The sequence below is a fragment of the Pseudomonas sp. MYb118 genome, from assembly GCF_040947875.1.
Taxonomy (GTDB): domain Bacteria; phylum Pseudomonadota; class Gammaproteobacteria; order Pseudomonadales; family Pseudomonadaceae; genus Aquipseudomonas.
In genome coordinates, this window is the sequence record NZ_JBFRXN010000002.1 from 2,500,189 (window position 1) to 2,515,558 (window position 15,370).

At 61.6% G+C, this 15,370-nt stretch carries 12 protein-coding genes and 1 pseudogene; 9 read left to right on the forward strand and 4 right to left on the reverse strand.

Features of this window, described 5'->3' with window-relative positions; genetic code table 11:
* The first annotated feature begins 102 nt into the window (after positions 1-102).
* The 6 genes from ABVN20_RS17225 to ABVN20_RS17250 all read left to right on the forward strand — a co-directional run bounded on the left by ABVN20_RS17225 (position 103) and on the right by ABVN20_RS17250 (position 7,116).
* Positions 103-996 (forward strand): NAD-dependent epimerase/dehydratase family protein, encoded by an 894-nt coding sequence (locus ABVN20_RS17225; RefSeq protein ID WP_368556911.1) that lies wholly within the window; start codon positions 103-105, stop codon positions 994-996.
* 201 nt (positions 997-1,197) lie between these two features.
* Positions 1,198-2,643, forward strand: coding sequence for a SulP family inorganic anion transporter (locus ABVN20_RS17230; RefSeq protein WP_368556912.1), 1,446 nt, complete (start codon positions 1,198-1,200; stop codon positions 2,641-2,643).
* Positions 2,644-2,943: 300 nt separating this feature from the next.
* On the forward strand, positions 2,944-4,293 hold the full coding sequence (locus ABVN20_RS17235; protein WP_368556913.1) for a gluconate:H+ symporter: 1,350 nt from the start codon (positions 2,944-2,946) through the stop codon (positions 4,291-4,293).
* Between the two features lie 15 nt (positions 4,294-4,308).
* A complete protein-coding gene (locus ABVN20_RS17240; RefSeq protein ID WP_368556914.1) occupies positions 4,309-5,169 on the forward strand; it encodes a MurR/RpiR family transcriptional regulator in 861 nt (286 codons plus the stop codon).
* Between the two features lies 1 nt (position 5,170).
* Positions 5,171-6,628 carry an amidohydrolase family protein gene (locus ABVN20_RS17245; protein WP_368556915.1) on the forward strand — a complete coding sequence of 486 codons (1,458 nt, stop codon included), beginning with the start codon at positions 5,171-5,173 and terminating at the stop codon, positions 6,626-6,628.
* A 119-nt stretch (positions 6,629-6,747) separates the two neighbouring features.
* Positions 6,748-7,116, forward strand: coding sequence for a glyoxalase superfamily protein (locus tag ABVN20_RS17250; RefSeq protein ID WP_368556916.1), 369 nt, complete (start codon positions 6,748-6,750; stop codon positions 7,114-7,116).
* A gap of 163 nt (positions 7,117-7,279) precedes the next feature.
* On the opposite strand, the gene ABVN20_RS17255 is transcribed toward ABVN20_RS17250, so the two are convergent.
* Positions 7,280-9,199, reverse strand: coding sequence for a methyl-accepting chemotaxis protein (locus ABVN20_RS17255; protein WP_368556917.1), 1,920 nt, complete (start codon positions 9,197-9,199; stop codon positions 7,280-7,282).
* 255 nt (positions 9,200-9,454) lie between these two features.
* Between ABVN20_RS17255 and ABVN20_RS17260 the strand changes: the two genes are divergently transcribed.
* Positions 9,455-10,126 (forward strand): histidine phosphatase family protein, encoded by a 672-nt coding sequence (locus ABVN20_RS17260; protein ID WP_368556918.1) that lies wholly within the window; start codon positions 9,455-9,457, stop codon positions 10,124-10,126.
* Positions 10,123-10,960: pseudogene (locus ABVN20_RS17265) on the forward strand (phosphatase PAP2 family protein). The gene ABVN20_RS17260 and the pseudogene ABVN20_RS17265 overlap by 4 nt, the downstream one beginning before the upstream one ends.
* A 133-nt stretch (positions 10,961-11,093) precedes the next feature.
* On the opposite strand, the gene ABVN20_RS17270 reads toward ABVN20_RS17265, so the two are convergent.
* The 3 genes from ABVN20_RS17270 to ABVN20_RS17280 form a co-directional block, all read right to left on the reverse strand.
* Positions 11,094-12,533 (reverse strand): ArnT family glycosyltransferase, encoded by a 1,440-nt coding sequence (locus ABVN20_RS17270; protein ID WP_368556919.1) that lies wholly within the window; start codon positions 12,531-12,533, stop codon positions 11,094-11,096.
* A gap of 314 nt (positions 12,534-12,847) precedes the next feature.
* A complete protein-coding gene (locus tag ABVN20_RS17275) occupies positions 12,848-13,255 on the reverse strand; it encodes a hypothetical protein (protein ID WP_368556920.1) in 408 nt (135 codons plus the stop codon).
* Positions 13,252-13,944, reverse strand: coding sequence for a DUF433 domain-containing protein (locus tag ABVN20_RS17280; RefSeq protein ID WP_368556921.1), 693 nt, complete (start codon positions 13,942-13,944; stop codon positions 13,252-13,254). Before ABVN20_RS17280 ends, ABVN20_RS17275 begins: the two co-directional genes overlap by 4 nt.
* 472 nt (positions 13,945-14,416) lie before the next feature.
* On the opposite strand from ABVN20_RS17280, the gene ABVN20_RS17285 reads away from it, so the two are divergent.
* Entirely contained in the window at positions 14,417-15,349 is a 933-nt protein-coding gene (locus ABVN20_RS17285; RefSeq protein ID WP_368556922.1) for an NAD-dependent epimerase/dehydratase family protein, read from the forward strand.
* The last annotated feature ends 21 nt before the right edge of the window (positions 15,350-15,370 follow it).

Consider the following 15,370-nt stretch of genomic DNA (forward strand, 5'->3'; position numbering starts at 1 on the left):
TCTTGACCCCTGCGCAAGATTGAATTGGGTCGATGGGTATTTTTCGTCAGTAACGGCGGCTGGATACTGAGCCCATCACTTACCCACGCAGGGAGATTCCCCATGAACGTATTCGTCACCGGCGCTGCCGGTTTTATCGGCGGCTCCATCGCCACCGGCCTGGTTCGCGCCGGCCACAGCGTTACCGGTCTGGTGCGCAGCAACGAACAAGCCAGCGAGTTGCGCGCGCTGGGCATCACTCCGGTGATCGGCACCCTGGACGACACTGCCCTCCTGGCCGAACAGGCCCGTGCGGCCGACGCGGTGATCAACGCCGCCAGCAGCGACCATCGTGGTGCGGTCGAGGTGTTGCTCGATGCCTTGCGCGGCTCCAACAAGGTGTTCCTGCACACCAGTGGTTCGAGCATCGTCGGCGATGCGTCGGGCGGCCTGGCCAGTGACGCCATCTACTTCGAAGACGCGCTGCCTGCGCCGACCGTCGACAAGGCTGCACGCGTGGCCATCGACAACCTGATCCTTGCAGCCGCCAAGGACGGGGTGAATTCGGCGGTGATCTGCAACACCCTGATCTACGGCCACAGCCTCGGTGTGAACCGCGACAGCGTGCAGCTGCCACGTCTGCTGAAACAGGCGCGCAAGAGCGGGGTGGTGCGCCATGTCGGTACGGGCGGCAACATCTGGTCCAATGTGCACATCGAAGACGTGGTGGCGCTGTACTTGCTGGCGCTCACCAAGAACGTGCCGGGCACCTTCTACTTCGTGGAAAGCGGTGAAGCGTCGTTCATCGACATGACCACGGCCATGGCCGAGGCGCTGAACCTGGGGCAACCGCAGGACTGGCCACTCAAGGACGCCGAGGCCGAGTGGGGTTATGAAATGGCCAACTATGGCCTGGGCTCCAACAGCCGGGTGCGGGGCAAGAAGGCGCGGGAAGTGCTGGGGTGGGTGCCGAAGCGGACTTCGGTGGTGGAGTGGATTCGGGGGGAGATGGTCTGAGTTCGCTGTAGACCGAGTTATCGTTCATCGCGGGCAAGCCCGCTCCCACAGTTGACCGCGTTGTTCAGACGAACTCGCTCTAATGTGGGAGCGGGCTTGCCCGCGATGGCTTTCTCAAAGGCACCAAAGCTGGCCGGGCCAGGCGCAAATCCGTAACATCCGCACATTATTTTCGCGACACTTGCCCTGCGGTCCCTCCCCATGAAACCAAAAAACCTCCGCGCCGACGTCCTGGCCGGGCTCACCACGTCTTTTGCCTTGCTGCCCGAATGCATCGCCTTTGCGCTGGTGGCCCACCTCAACCCGCTGATGGGCCTGTACGGCGCCTTCATCATCTGCACCCTGACCGCGCTGTTCGGCGGCCGGCCGGGGATGGTCTCCGGTGCGGCCGGGTCGATGGCGGTGGTGATCGTCGCGCTGGTGGTGCAGCACGGCGTGCAATACCTGCTGGCGACCGTGCTGCTCGGTGGCCTGGTCATGCTGGCGTTCGGCTTGTTGAGGCTGGGCAAACTGGTGCGGATGGTGCCGCACCCGGTGATGCTCGGCTTCGTCAATGGCTTGGCGATCATCATCGCCCTGGCCCAGCTCGAACATTTCAAGAACGGTGAGGCGTGGCTCAGCGGCTCACCGCTGTACCTGATGGTCGGGCTGGTGGCGCTGACCATGGCGATTGTCTACGTGCTGCCGCGCCTGACCCGTGCCGTGCCGCCGGCGCTGGTGGCGATTCTCGGCGTGGGGCTGGCGGTGTACCTGCTGGGCCTGCCGACGCGCACCCTCGGTGACATGGCGCACATCGCCGGCAGCCTGCCGACGCTGGCGCTGCCGGACATCCCCTGGACGCTCGAGACCCTGCGCATCATCGCCCCGTACGCGATCCTGATGGCGCTGGTCGGCCTGCTGGAAACCCTGCTGACCTTGAACCTCACCGATGAAATCACTGAGACCCGCGGCTTCCCGGATCGTGAGTGCGTGGCGCTCGGTGCGGCGAACATGGTCTCCGGCGTGTTTGGCGGCATGGGTGGCTGCGCGATGATCGGCCAGACCGTGATCAACCTCAGCTCCGGTGGCCGCGGTCGCCTGTCCGGCGTGGTGGCCGGCGTGCTGATCCTGTTGTTCATCCTGTTCCTGTCGCCGTTGATCGAGCGCATCCCATTGGCGGCACTGGTGGGGGTGATGTTCGTGGTGTCGCAACAGACCTTCGCCTGGGCCTCGTTGCGGGTGGTGAACAAGGTGCCGTTGAACGACGTGCTGGTGATCATCGCGGTGACCGTGATCACCGTGTTCACGGACCTGGCCACGGCGGTGCTGTGCGGGATCATCATCGCCGCGCTGAATTTCGCCTGGCAGCAGGCACGCGAGTTGTACGCCGACAGTCATCTTGAGGCCGACGGCAGCAAGCTGTACCTGATGCACGGCACGCTGTTCTTCGCCTCGACCACGCCGTTTCTCAACCAGTTCGACCCGGCCAATGACCCGGCCGTGGTGACGATCGACTGCCGCCACCTGAGCTTCGTCGACTACTCGGCCATCGCCGCGCTGAAAACCCTGCGCGAGCGCTATGCCAAGGCGGGCAAGCACCTGCGGGTGCTGCATTTGTCGGAGCGCTGCAAGAAGCTGCTCAAGCGGGCGCGGGTCACTCACGACTGATTCTCTCCATCTGATCGTTCCCACGCTCCGCGTGGGAATGCCTCTACGGACGCTCTGCGTTCGGCTTTGAAGGGACGCGGAGCGTCCCGGGCTGCGTTCCCACGCAGAGCGTGGGAACGATCAGCGTTGGGGCGATGAAAATACGCCCACCTGATTTTCATAAACCTTGATTACGCATATCCCTGCACGACACCCCATACCTGCGCACGTAAATTACTTTCACCTCGTTTGAAAATCACCAATCGAAATGTTTTAAGAGTTTCACAAAACAATCGACGTGACCCTTTCGAGGAGTACCGCATGACCCTTTCCTTCGGCTATTGGCTGCTGGTGTATGCCGCCGTCGCCATCATTGCGCTGATCGTGCTGATCGCCCGTTATCGGCTCAACCCCTTCATTGTCATCACCCTGGTGTCCATTGGCCTGGCGCTGGTGGCGGGCATGCCGGCGTCCGGTGTGGTGGGCGCCTACGAGGCTGGTGTGGGCAAGACCCTGGGGCACATCGCCCTGGTGGTGGCGCTGGGCACGATGCTCGGCAAGATGATGGCCGAGTCCGGCGGCGCCGAGCAGGTGGCCCGCACGTTGATCGAGCGCTTCGGCGAGCGCAATGCGCATTGGGCGATGGTGTGCATCGCGTTCCTGGTCGGCTTGCCGCTGTTCTTCGAGGTCGGTTTTGTCTTGCTGGTGCCGATTGCCTTCACCGTGGCGCGGCGGGTCGGTGTGTCGATCCTGATGGTCGGCCTGCCGATGGTCGCCGGGTTGTCGGTGGTGCATGCGCTGGTGCCGCCACACCCGGCGGCGATGCTGGCGGTGCAGGCCTATCAGGCGTCGGTGGGGCAGACCCTGCTCTACGCGATTGCCATCGGCATTCCCACGGCGATCATCGCCGGCCCCGTGTATGCCCGGTTCATCGTGCCGCACATTCAATTGCCCGCCGAGAACCCGCTGGAGCGCCAGTTCCTCGACCGCGAACCGCGCGCCCGGCTGCCAGGGTTCGGCATCACCATGGCCACCATCCTGTTGCCGGTGGTGCTGATGCTGATCGGTGGCTGGGCCAACCTGTTGTCCACTCCGGGCAGCGGCTTCAACCAGTTCCTGTTGTTCATCGGCAACTCGGTGATCGCGCTGCTGGTGGCCACCTTGCTGAGCTTCTGGACCCTGGGCATCGCTCAGGGCTTCAGCCGCGAGTCGATCCTCAAGTTCACCAGCGAATGCCTGGCGCCAACGGCCAGCATCACCTTGCTGGTCGGCGCCGGCGGTGGCCTGAACCGGATCCTGGTGGACGCCGGCGTCACCGACCAGATCGTCAGCCTGGCCCACGAATTTCACCTGTCGCCGTTGATCATGGGCTGGCTGTTCGCCGCCTTGATGCGCATCGCCACCGGTTCCGCCACCGTGGCCATGACCACCGCCTCGGGCGTGGTCGCGCCGGTGGCCATTGGCCTGGGTTATCCACACCCGGAACTGCTGGTGCTGGCCACCGGTGCCGGCTCGGTGATCTTTTCCCACGTCAACGACGGCGGCTTCTGGTTGATCAAGGAATACTTCAACATGAGCGTTGCCCAGACCTTCAAGACCTGGACCGTACTGGAGACCATCATTTCGCTGGTCGCCTTCGGCCTGACCGTGGGTCTTTCCTACCTGATTTAACCGGAGCCACTTGCCATGGACATCCTCTACCAGATCCGCGCCCGTCAGGATTCCTTCAGCGCAGGCGAAGGACGAATCGCTCGCCTGATGCTCGACGACGTAGGATTTGCTTCTGCCGCCAGCCTCGACGAGCTGGCGCAGAGGGCGGACGTCAGCACCGCGACCCTGTCGCGTTTCGCTCGCACGGTGGGCTGTCGTGACCTGCGCGATCTGCGCCTGCAACTGGCCCAGGCCAGCGGCGTTGGCAGCCGCTTTCTCGACCCGGCCGGCACGCCTGAACAATCGGCGTTTTACCGGCAGATCGTCGGCGACATCGAGTCGACCCTGCATCAGCACCTGTCGGCCTTCGATGAAACGCGCTTTGCCGATGCGGTGAAGCTGTTGGGCAAGGCGCGGATGATCCACGCCTTTGGCATGGGCGGCTGCTCGACCCTGTGCAGCGATGAACTGCAAGTGCGCCTGGTGCGCTTCGGTTACCCGGTGGCGGTGTGTCATGACCCGGTGATGATGCGCATCACCGCTGCGGGTCTGGATGAAGGGCACGTGGTGATCGCCTGTTCGCTGACCGGCATCACCCCCGAACTGCTCGAAGCCGTGGAGCTTGCGCGCAGCTATGGCGCGCGGGTCCTGGCCATCACCCGTGCCGATTCGCCGCTGGCGCAACTGGCCGATGTGCTGCTGCCGCTGCAAGGGGTGGAAACCTCGTTCATCTACAAACCCACGGCGGCGCGCTACGGCATGCTGCTGGCCATCGACGTGCTTGCCACCGAGCTGGCGCTGGCCAATCCTGAAGACAACCAAGAGCGTCTGCGGCGGATCAAGCTCGCCCTGGACGACTACCGCGGCGGCGACGATCACTTGCCGCTGGGAGACTGACATGATGTACGACACGCTGATCCGCAACGCCCTGGTCATCGACGGCAGCAACGCGCCGGGGTTCACCGCCGACGTGGCGATTGTCGAGGGCCGCATCGAGCGCATCGGCCACTTGCCCGATGCCCGCGCCCATGAGGAAGTCGACGCCGCTGGCCGGGTGCTGGCACCGGGCTTCATCGACGTGCACACCCACGACGACACGGTGGTGATCCGTCAGCCGCAGATGCTGCCCAAGCTCAGCCAGGGCGTGACCACGGTGATCGTCGGCAACTGCGGCATCAGCGCCTCGCCGGTGAGCCTCAAGGGCGACCCGCCGGACCCGATGAACCTGCTCGGCAGCGCCACCGCCTTCGTTTACCCGACCTTCGCCGATTACCGGGCGGCAGTCGAGGAGGCGCACACCACCTTGAACGTTGCCGCTCTGGTCGGCCACACGGCGCTGCGCAGCAACCACCTGGACGACCTGTATCGCACCGCCACAGCCGATGAAATCAGCGCCATGCGCGCGCAGTTGCGCGACAGCCTGCAAGCCGGTGCGCTGGGCTTGTCCACCGGCCTGGCGTACGCCAGCGCGTTTTCGGCGTCCACCGAAGAAGTCATGCAACTGACCGAGGAACTGACGGCGTTCGGAGCGGTGTACACCACCCATTTGCGCAGCGAATTCGAACCGGTACTGGAGGCCATGGACGAAGCGTTCCAGATCGGCCGTCATGCCCAGGCGCCGGTGATCATTTCCCACCTCAAATGTGCCGGTGCCGGTAACTGGGGGCGCAGTCCGCAACTGCTGGCGCGCCTCGAGGAAGCCGCGCAAAGCCACGCGGTGGGCTGCGACTGTTATCCCTACGCGGCCAGCTCCTCGACCCTGGACCTCAAGCAGGTGACCGATGCGCACCGCATCACCATCACTTGGTCGACGCCGCACCCTGAGCAGGGCGGCCGGGACCTGATGGACATCGCCGCCGAATGGGACGTTTCGTTGCTGGACGCCGCCCGCCGCCTGCAACCGGCCGGGGCGGTGTACTACGGCATGGACGAGGCGGACGTGCGCCGGATCCTCGCGCATCCGTTGTCGATGGTCGGCTCCGACGGCCTGCCCGAAGACCCGTTCCCGCACCCGCGCCTGTGGGGCGCTTTCCCACGAGTGCTCGGACATTTCAGTCGCGATGTAGGGCTGTTTCCGTTACACACCGCCGTGCACAAGATGACTGGCCTGTCGGCGGCGCGATTCGGCTTGCAAGGGCGTGGCGAAATCCGCGAGGGGCACTGGGCCGACCTGGTGTTGTTCGACCCGGCGCGCATTCGCGATGTCGCCGACTTCAACGATCCGCAGCGCGCGGCCGAGGGCATCGACGGGGTGTGGGTCAACGGCGTGTTGAGTTATTGCGACGGCCAGGCGAACGGCAAGCGGGAAGGGCGGTTTCTGGCGCGTGAAGGGGATTTGCGAGACGGCTTCCGGTAACGATTCCGAGACCTGGGTCACAATGATGGCACATTGCAATTAAAGAATGCTGGCATGAAGCCGAAGTGCTGAGACTGGCCCTACTACAATCAAGGCCTTACCAGTCTGGGAGCAACGAAATGAGCTTCGGCAAAACCACACCGATCCTGCGGATTTTCGATGAAAACAAGGCCGTGGAGTTTTACGTCGATTTTCTGGGTTTCAAGATCGACTGGCAGCATCGCTTCGAGCCGAATTTCCCGCTGTACCTGCAAGTCTCCCGGGGTGAATGCGTGCTGCATCTGTCCGAGCATCACGGCGACAGCACGCCGGGTTCGGCATTGCGCATCGAGACCGATGAGCTGGAGGCGTTCCAGCAGCAGCTGCTGGCCAAGGAGTACAAGTTCTCGCACCCACAGATCCAGGCCATGCCCTGGGGTAGCCAGGACATGACCATCGCTGATCCGTTTGGTAATCGGTTGGTGTTTACCAATGCGATTGCGGTGTAGACAGCAAAAACTCTGGAGCTGGAACCTGTGGGAGCGAGCCTGCTCGCGATGAGGGTGTCACATCCTAGAGGGATGGTGACTGACCCACCGCAATCGTCGGAGCGCCGCCCGGAGCCGGCTCGCTCCCACAGTGGGTCGTGGTTCCACAGGTCAGCGGTAACCGTTACACCCGGAAGTGGCTCACCATCGCCTGCAACTGACCACCCAGACGCGCCAGTTCGACGCTGGACTTGGCGGTTTCATCGCTGGCGGCGGCGGTTTGTTCCGACACGTCGCGCACGTTGATGATGCTGCGGCTGATCTCTTCGGCCACGGCGCTTTGCTGTTCGGCCGCAGCAGCGATCTGCTGGTTCATCGACTGGATGTTGGACACCGTGCGGGTGATGTTGTCCAGCGACTCACCGGCCTTGCGGGTCAGGGCCACGCTGCTGTCGGTGAGAGTGCGGCTGTTGTTCATCACCGTCGACACCTGTTGCGTGCCGTTCTGCAGGGCGGCCACCAGGCCTTCGATTTCCTCGGTGGATTTCTGCGTACGCTGGGCCAGGCCACGGACTTCGTCGGCGACCACGGCAAAACCACGACCGGCTTCACCGGCGCGCGCCGCTTCGATGGCAGCGTTGAGCGCCAGCAGGTTGGTCTGCTCGGCCACGGCCTTGATCACGTCCATGACGCTGCCGATCTTGTCGCTTTCCTGTTGCAGCACGCCCATCGCTTCGGTGGAACGCACCACTTCGGTGGCCAGGCGTTCGATCTGGGCAATGGCTTCGTTGACCACTTTGTCGCCTTCCCGGGCTTCGCCATCGGCGGCGGCAGCGGCTTGCGAGGCTTCTTCGGCGTTGCGCGCGACTTCCTGCACAGTGGCGGTCATTTCGTGCATGGCGGTGGCCACCTGGTCGGTCTCGACCTTCTGGCTGTTCACACCGGCGCTGGTCTGGCTGGTCACGGCCGACAGTTCTTCGGCGGCACTGGCGATCTGGGTGACGCCATCACGAATGCCGCTGATCAGGTTGCGCAGGGTCACACCCATGCGGGCGATGCCTTGTTGCAGCACGCCGAGTTCGTCGCGACGGGTCACGTGGACGTCGTGGGACAGGTCGCCGCCGGCGATGCGCTCGACCACGGCCAGCGTCTCGCGCAGCGGACCGGTGATCTGGCGGGTGATGATGACGGCGGCAATGATGCCCACCAGCAGGGCCAGCAAGGTGCTGATCAATTGCAGGGTGCGTGCCTGGGCGCTTTCGGCGTCACGACGATCCAGCTGGATCTGGTACAGCTGCTCGCTGAGGGTGACGATCGTGTTGCCCTGATCGGTCATTTCCTTGCGGGCCTGCACCACATCGTTGTTGGTGGCTTTGTAGGCGCGCACCGCGGTGCGGTAGTCGGTCAACGCCTTTTCCAACTGACGCAGGGCGTCCTGCTGGGTGGCGGCGAAATGGGTGTTGAGCTGCTCCAGGCTGGCGACGGCGGCGTCAAGCTGGTTGGCTGCTTTCAGCTCGGTATCGGCGTTGACCGCTGCGGTGTAGCCGCGCACCTCATAGCGGGCCAGCATGAACGCTTCCTTGGCCGCGGTGATGGCCTGGAATTGCTCGAAGCGCTGATCGCTCAGGGGCATGCGCTGCACTTCGTCGCTGATGGCGTTGATCAGCGAGTTCGCGGTTTGCGCGTTGGCCGTCATCACGTCGCGGGCGCTGTTGCCGGCGCGGTAGGCGACACGCATTTTTTCCAGCGAGATCCGGTAAGCGGCGATCAGCGAGGCTTGCTCGTTGAGCAGCTTGAGGTTTTCCGGGCTCTTGAATTTCTCGAGCACTGACTTTTGCTGGGCGTCGAAGGCATCGAGGTTGACCAGCACGTTCTGTGCGGTGGTTTCGTCGCCGTTGGCCAGCATGTATTGCAGGCGGGCCACGCGCAGCTTGGTCAGGCCGGAGTTGAGCTGGGTGATGTCACTCATCCAGTTGCTGCGGTCGATCAGGCTGCCCAGGCTGGTCCAGCCGGTCAGGGCGAGGACGCCGGTCAGTGCCAGGACCAGGCCGAAACCCAGGCCCAGTTTCATGTTCATGCTGATGTTGCCGAACCAGCTATTCATCAAATTCCTCCAGGAACGTTGCGCTGCGGTCGTCGAGTGGCTGGAAGATTGTTGTTTTTCGTAGCCAAAAGGTTTGTGAAAGGCTTGTATCGGCAGCCGGGCCCAGAGCTGAATGGTTTCTGTAGGACAAATCTGTAACAAGGCTTTTGCGGGTCTTCAGTTTTTTTTCACATGGGTTTCACCGGGTGCCAACGCCCGCCTCTTTAACTTCGGCGCATCGAAATCAAGTGATGCATGCCGGTGAGGCGGCCTGATGTGGAATTGAGACTGAGTCTGTTCGGGGTAAAGCGCTCGATTGATCTGAGCCGCTGGGCCCGCTATCGAAACACGGCGGTGATCGTGGCATCGGCGTTGCTGGTCATCCCCTTGACGGTGTGGCTGTTACGGCCCGCTCCCGTGCCCGACCTGGCCCATGGCAATGTCGCTGCCGCACGGGCCTTGGTGTCCGAGTGGGCGAAGGGCGATGTGATTGTGCTGGTGCGCCATGTCGAGCGCTGCGATCACTCCAAAGCCGCTTGCCTGACGGGTAACGACGGCATCACCGATCGCTCGCGCAGCGTTGCAGTGGGCATTGGTGCGCAGTTCGAACAGTTGGGGCTCGACAGCGCCGACATCTACAACAGCCCGATGACCCGCACGGCACAGACCGCCCGCTACATGTTCAACAAGGTGAGTGCGAACGACGACTGGTTGGTCAGTTGCCGCGGCACGATGTTGCGCGATGCACTGGCGCACAAGGTGCCCGGACGCAACCTGGTGCTGGTGACCCACAGCGAATGCATGTCGCAGATCGAGAAAGACCTCAAGTTACCGTCCTCCAACCTGGGTTACGGCGCTTCGCTGTTCGTCTCCGCCGGTGCCTCGCAGGCGCCACGCATGCTCGGTTTCATCGAGGCGTCTGACTGGCGTTCGGTGGCTTTCCAATGAGTACGCCTCTGCGTTTTTATGCCTGGAACTTCGGTGTGCCGCTGGCCTGCGCTGCCTTGGTGTTCCTGCTGTTCGACATGACACAGATCGACAGGGCGTTCAGCAATCTTTTTTATGACCCGATCACCCATACGTTTCCGCTCGACCAGGTTCATTTTTTCGAGCGGGTGACGCACACAGTGGGCGCGGATCATCCCGAACTGGACCGCGGAAATCGCCTTGATCGGCGCGCTGCTGTCGTGTCTCTGGCCGCTGGTCAATCCCGGCAAGCGTCCGCGTCTGGCGGGCTTTCTCGAACGGAGCAGGCTGGCGTCCGTATTGAAGTTCGCCGCCGGGCATCGACGGGATTTCTGGTTTGTGGTCGTCGCCTTTTCCGTTTGCACCGGTGTCATCCATTTCCTCAAATCCCATACCGGGGTGTACTGCCCGATCGAGACGACGCTCTACGGCGGGAAGATGGATCACATTGAGTGGTTCGACAATTTCCGCTTGTTCAGTGAAGCGGGGGATGGGCGTTGCTGGCCGGGAGGGCATGCTTCGGGCGGGTTCACCATGCTCGCGTTGTACTTCGTGGCGCGGCGGTATCGGTGGCGGTTTTCCAAGGCGCTGATGTATGGCTCGTTGGTGCTGGGGTTTGTTTACGGTACTACGCGGGTGTTGCAGGGGTGGCATTACATGTCCCACACCTTTTGGGCGGGAATATTTGTGTGGCTGGCGTGTTTGCTGACGGCGCTGGCCTTCTATGGCCGGGCGCGTCTGGAGGTGCCGGTGGAGTCTGTTGCGCGAGGCAAGCGTTACCCCTGTAGGAGCGGGCTTGCCCGCGATGGTCGTTAACGGTGACTCGGGCTGTCTGATGCCCCGCGGTGCCAGGTCTACCATCGCGAGCAAGCTCGCTCCTACAGGGGTATGTATGCCCTCTTGTGGGAGCGAGCCTGCTCGCGATGGTCGTTAACGATAACGCGGGCTGTCATTGCCCGACGAAGAAGTAATCCTGACGCCCCACCCGCATGGTCTTCAGCACTTTCATCGTTGGCGCCGGTGGTGAGTCTGCCGCAATCACCGCCACGTTGGCCGGCGATGCACTCAGAAATTCATGCAACTGCGCTTGCGTATCCAACCCCGTGAGCAGGCTTTGGGTGTAGAACACGCTGGCGCCTCCTGTCCGTTCGTTGGCCTGGAACAGGGCGACGTGCTGGCCGTTGGTCTGCATCGCCTGGATCTGTTGCGTCAGCGGCAGGAACGACAACTGGCGGTCGGCGCGAGGCAACGCCCATTGTGCGGCGGCCAGGTAGGCGCTGATGACCACGGCCAGTACGCCCATGGCCAAACCCCGGCGGTGGCGGGCAATGCGGCCCGACAGGTTCGGGGCACCCTGGTATTGCTGCAGGCGTTCGAACAGTACGGCGGCATACTCCGCGGCAATCACCGCGGCGGCCGGCGTCATGGACATCAGGTAAACGGTGCGCTTGCTCGACGCCAGGGTCAGCATGAGGAACTGCGCCAGTATCCACAGGGTGAAAAACAGCAGGTACCGGTTGGCCATCAGGCTTTTTCGAAAGTGCCACAGGCCCAGGTACACCAGGATGTTCCACGGCAAGAAAGCCTGGGGCAGTTTGGCCAGGTAGTAGTAGAACGGCTCGTAGTGCCCGGCCTCGACGAACGAACCACTGAAGCGCCCCACACTGTTGGTCAGCAGCACTTCGGCGAGGGCTTGCGAGCCGCCGCGCTGATACAGCACCGCCAGCCAGATCATCAGCGGTACCAACCCCAGTAGCGTCAGTAACGCAGGCCTTAACCAATCGCGCAGTACCAGCCGCTGGTCGATCAGGCTATTGGCCAACAGGTAGGCGAAGATCACCACCCCCGGCATCGCCAGGCCCAACACGCCTTTGCTCAGTGTCGCGATGGCAATGCCTTTGACGAACAGTACGGCGTTGACCAAGCCTGGTTGGCGATGGCCCTGGAAAAACGCCAGCAACGCCATGCTCACACCCAGGGCCAACAACGCGTCTTCGCCAACGCCCCGCGAGTTGCTCCAGTAACTGGCCATGGTCGCCAGCAGGATGCCGGCGGTCCAGGCAATCGCCTGGGGCCTGCCCATTCGGCGCAGCATGGCGTACAGCAACATCACGCTGAACAACCCCGCAAATGCCGACGCCAACCGCACCGCCCACGGCGTACCACCCAACGCGCGAATCGCCCCGGCATCGAGCCACAGACTCAGGGGCGGTTTCTCCAGGAACGGTTGGCCAAACAGCCGTGGCGTCACCCAGTCATTGTCCAGGTGCATCTGCATGGCAATCCCGGCGACCCGTGTCTCGGTAGAGCCTTGCAACTGGTGATTGCCCAGCGCAAAGAAAAACAGCACTGCCGCCAGCAGGAACAACGAGGAGACGGGACGCGACATGGTGGGTGACTGCCCAAGGGAGGTCCCCTGAGCATATGGGGTGAATGCTTAACAAATTGTGAATGAATCATCGACCCAAGCGGTTCTCGATGACTTTCCACCAGACAAAAAAAGCCCGCGGGAGGGCGGGCAAACCGTAGTTTCTTGAATGAGCGAGGGCAATGTAACGGTTGGTGGGAGTGGGTGGGGTGAAGAAAAATTTAACCGTGGAGCGGGTGGGGTCATTTGCTCGCCTCAATCAATGATTGCATTGATTGCATGGCGAGCATCACGAGGCTGCACACTGGGTGAGTTGGGGGGAGGGCTGAGGTGTTTTAGAGTTTTACCTGATCGAGTTTTGCATGAGCCGGAAACTTCCAGGGAATGCGTAAAGCCGCTCCCCCTCGCGTTTGAGCTGCCTTAATCATGATGGCTGGCCACCACCGCACCAAGTTGTGCGCCTTGCTCCAGTAGGGTTCGTTTCTCCAATGCCTGGCCAAACAGAACACAGGCAGTCCACATTCGCGAAATACGTTCTTTTCAACGGCACCTTTGGTGAAGTTGTCCTGTGAAACAACGGCCCAATTACCTTCATCCATCAGCACGGATATCCAGTCAAGATCAGCAGTGCTCTGCGCGAATTTGTCTCGCAGGGGCAATACGGCGTGACCTTCGGCTTTGCTCAATTCATTGAGGGCGCGAGCGAGGGCAGGGGGGAGATTGTTGTCGATCAAAAAATTCAAGCCGCTTTCCTGTGCTCGTAATCAATCGCCGCCTCAACCGCGGTGACCGGAATCTCATAAAGTTGTGCCACGCGCCTGGCGTCTGCCCCTTCTGCCTGATAGGCGCTGAAAATCACTGATGTATCAATGCCAAAAGCGGAAAGAATCGGTTTGCCGAAGTTATGGCAAGGATCGAGGACAATGGTTTGGCTGTGTCTGACGGGGTACCAGCACTGCGCCGCGCCGGCGATGTTGTAATCAATACCGTCATAGAGCGATGGCTTGATGACCTGTTCGAAGGCGTATTGTTTTTTCACCAGGTCGAGGAGCGACTCATCTCCGGTATCACTCAACAAGGTGGCGAAAATATCGCGGCCATCGGTTTGGAACCGTTTGCAGGTGAAGGGGTAGGCTTGATTGAATATCCGTGAGGCCTGCCGCGAAGCATTGCGAATCGCCTGCAGGCTCACGCCGTGTTGGCGAAAGGCGTGGACAAAGCGGATTTCCAGCAGGTCCTGAAACCCAAGCGTGTGCTCATTCAGTTCAGCCATCGCGGACATCCAAAGCCTGGGGTATTGGACGCCCTTGACGCTGTATCCGAACAGCCAGCGGCGAATGTCCGCCGCCGGAATTCCCGTGTATCGCGAAGCCTCAGACGGAGTGTACAAGCCCGTACCGATCAGGGGGCTGGTTGATCTGGAAAGTTGCAAGGCGAGCTCCTTTCAACATCTGGTCCTTGTGTGGGTAGTTCAGGTCAAACCTGTTCATCGCCAATAATTTTCGTCTGACCAAAATAGATTTCATTGGCCCACAACACAATCAGCTCGGGTTCGCTGCAATTTGCGGGAAATTTCCTGAGTATTCGTCCGTAAATGAAGGGATAAAAAAACACGAGCTTTTATGTCAATTTAATGACGATCATTAATTGGATCCATAATCTCACCACAATAAAGACAAACTATTGACAGTGTGATGTCGATCACACATTATCCGCGCCGCATAAATGGCATACCGCCATAAAGTCGTCGTTCGGTTGCTAAATTTTGAACCTTCAAGACCGCAGCGATGTCGCACTGTCTAATAAGCTGGGCGAATTGCTATCAGCCTGGTCGTGTTCCCTGGAACCACCGCTTGCGGACGTAACAGTCGCGGTGTCCGTTTGAATCTTCAGGAAGAAACTGCATGTTTGATGGACGAATACTGATTACCGGCGGTGCAGGATTCATTGGTTCGCACCTGGTCGATGCGTTGTTGGGCAAGGGCTACAAAGTTCGTGTTCTGGATAATCTGTCGACCGGCAAGGTCGGTAATCTGCCGATCGGCAATGCCAACCTGAATCTCGTTGTCGGCGATGTCGCGGACCCTGTCGTGGTCGAGCAGGCGATGCGCGACTGCACGGCTGTCGTGCATCTGGCCGCCGTGGCTTCGGTGCAGGCGTCGGTGGATGATCCGGTCGCCACCCATCAAAGCAATTTCGTCGGCACCCTCAACGTGTGCGAGCACATGGTCAAGGCCGGCATCAAGCGGGTCGTGTTCGCCTCCAGTGCGGCCATCTACGGCAACAATGGCGAAGGCACGGCCATCACCGAGGACACGCCCAAGTCGCCTTTGACGCCGTACGCCAGCGACAAGTTGTCCAGCGAGTACTACCTGGACTTCTACCGTCGTGAGCACAAGCTGGAACCGGTGATCTTCCGGTTCTTCAATATTTTCGGCCCACGTCAGGATCCCTCGTCGCCGTATTCCGGGGTGATCAGCATCTTTACCGAACGGGCGAGGGCCGGCCAATCGGTGTCGATTTTCGGTGATGGCGAACAAACCCGTGACTTCGTTTACGTTCAGGACCTCGTAAGTATTCTCGTCCAGGCCGTGGAGGCGAACGAGGCGAGCCCTGGTGCGGTGAATGTCGGGCTCAGTCGCGCCACCAGCCTCAACGATCTGATCGCCGAACTGGGCAGCGCCACCGGCAACGCGTTGACGGTGAACTATCAGGCTGCGCGTCAAGGCGACATACGCCACTCGCGCGCTGACAACACGCGTCTGCTCGAGCGTTTCTCGCTCCCGGCGCCGACTTCCATCGGCAGTGGTTTAGCGCAGTTGCTGCGCAGTTTGTAACCTGTCGGTCCGGATGTCGGA

What these genes read in the sequence shown, in the direction of transcription:
- ABVN20_RS17225 (WP_368556911.1), top strand. Translation starts at nt 103, where the DNA reads ATGAACGTATTCGTCACCGGCGCTGCCGGTTTTATCGGCGGCTCCATC.
- ABVN20_RS17230 (WP_368556912.1), top strand. Translation starts at nt 1,198, where the DNA reads ATGAAACCAAAAAACCTCCGCGCCGACGTCCTGGCCGGGCTCACCACG.
- ABVN20_RS17235 (WP_368556913.1), top strand. Translation starts at nt 2,944, where the DNA reads ATGACCCTTTCCTTCGGCTATTGGCTGCTGGTGTATGCCGCCGTCGCC.
- ABVN20_RS17240 (WP_368556914.1), top strand. Translation starts at nt 4,309, where the DNA reads ATGGACATCCTCTACCAGATCCGCGCCCGTCAGGATTCCTTCAGCGCA.
- ABVN20_RS17245 (WP_368556915.1), top strand. Translation starts at nt 5,171, where the DNA reads ATGATGTACGACACGCTGATCCGCAACGCCCTGGTCATCGACGGCAGC.
- ABVN20_RS17250 (WP_368556916.1), top strand. Translation starts at nt 6,748, where the DNA reads ATGAGCTTCGGCAAAACCACACCGATCCTGCGGATTTTCGATGAAAAC.
- ABVN20_RS17255 (WP_368556917.1), bottom strand. Translation starts at nt 9,199, where the DNA reads ATGAATAGCTGGTTCGGCAACATCAGCATGAACATGAAACTGGGCCTG.
- ABVN20_RS17270 (WP_368556919.1), bottom strand. Translation starts at nt 12,533, where the DNA reads ATGTCGCGTCCCGTCTCCTCGTTGTTCCTGCTGGCGGCAGTGCTGTTT.
- ABVN20_RS17285 (WP_368556922.1), top strand. Translation starts at nt 14,417, where the DNA reads ATGTTTGATGGACGAATACTGATTACCGGCGGTGCAGGATTCATTGGT.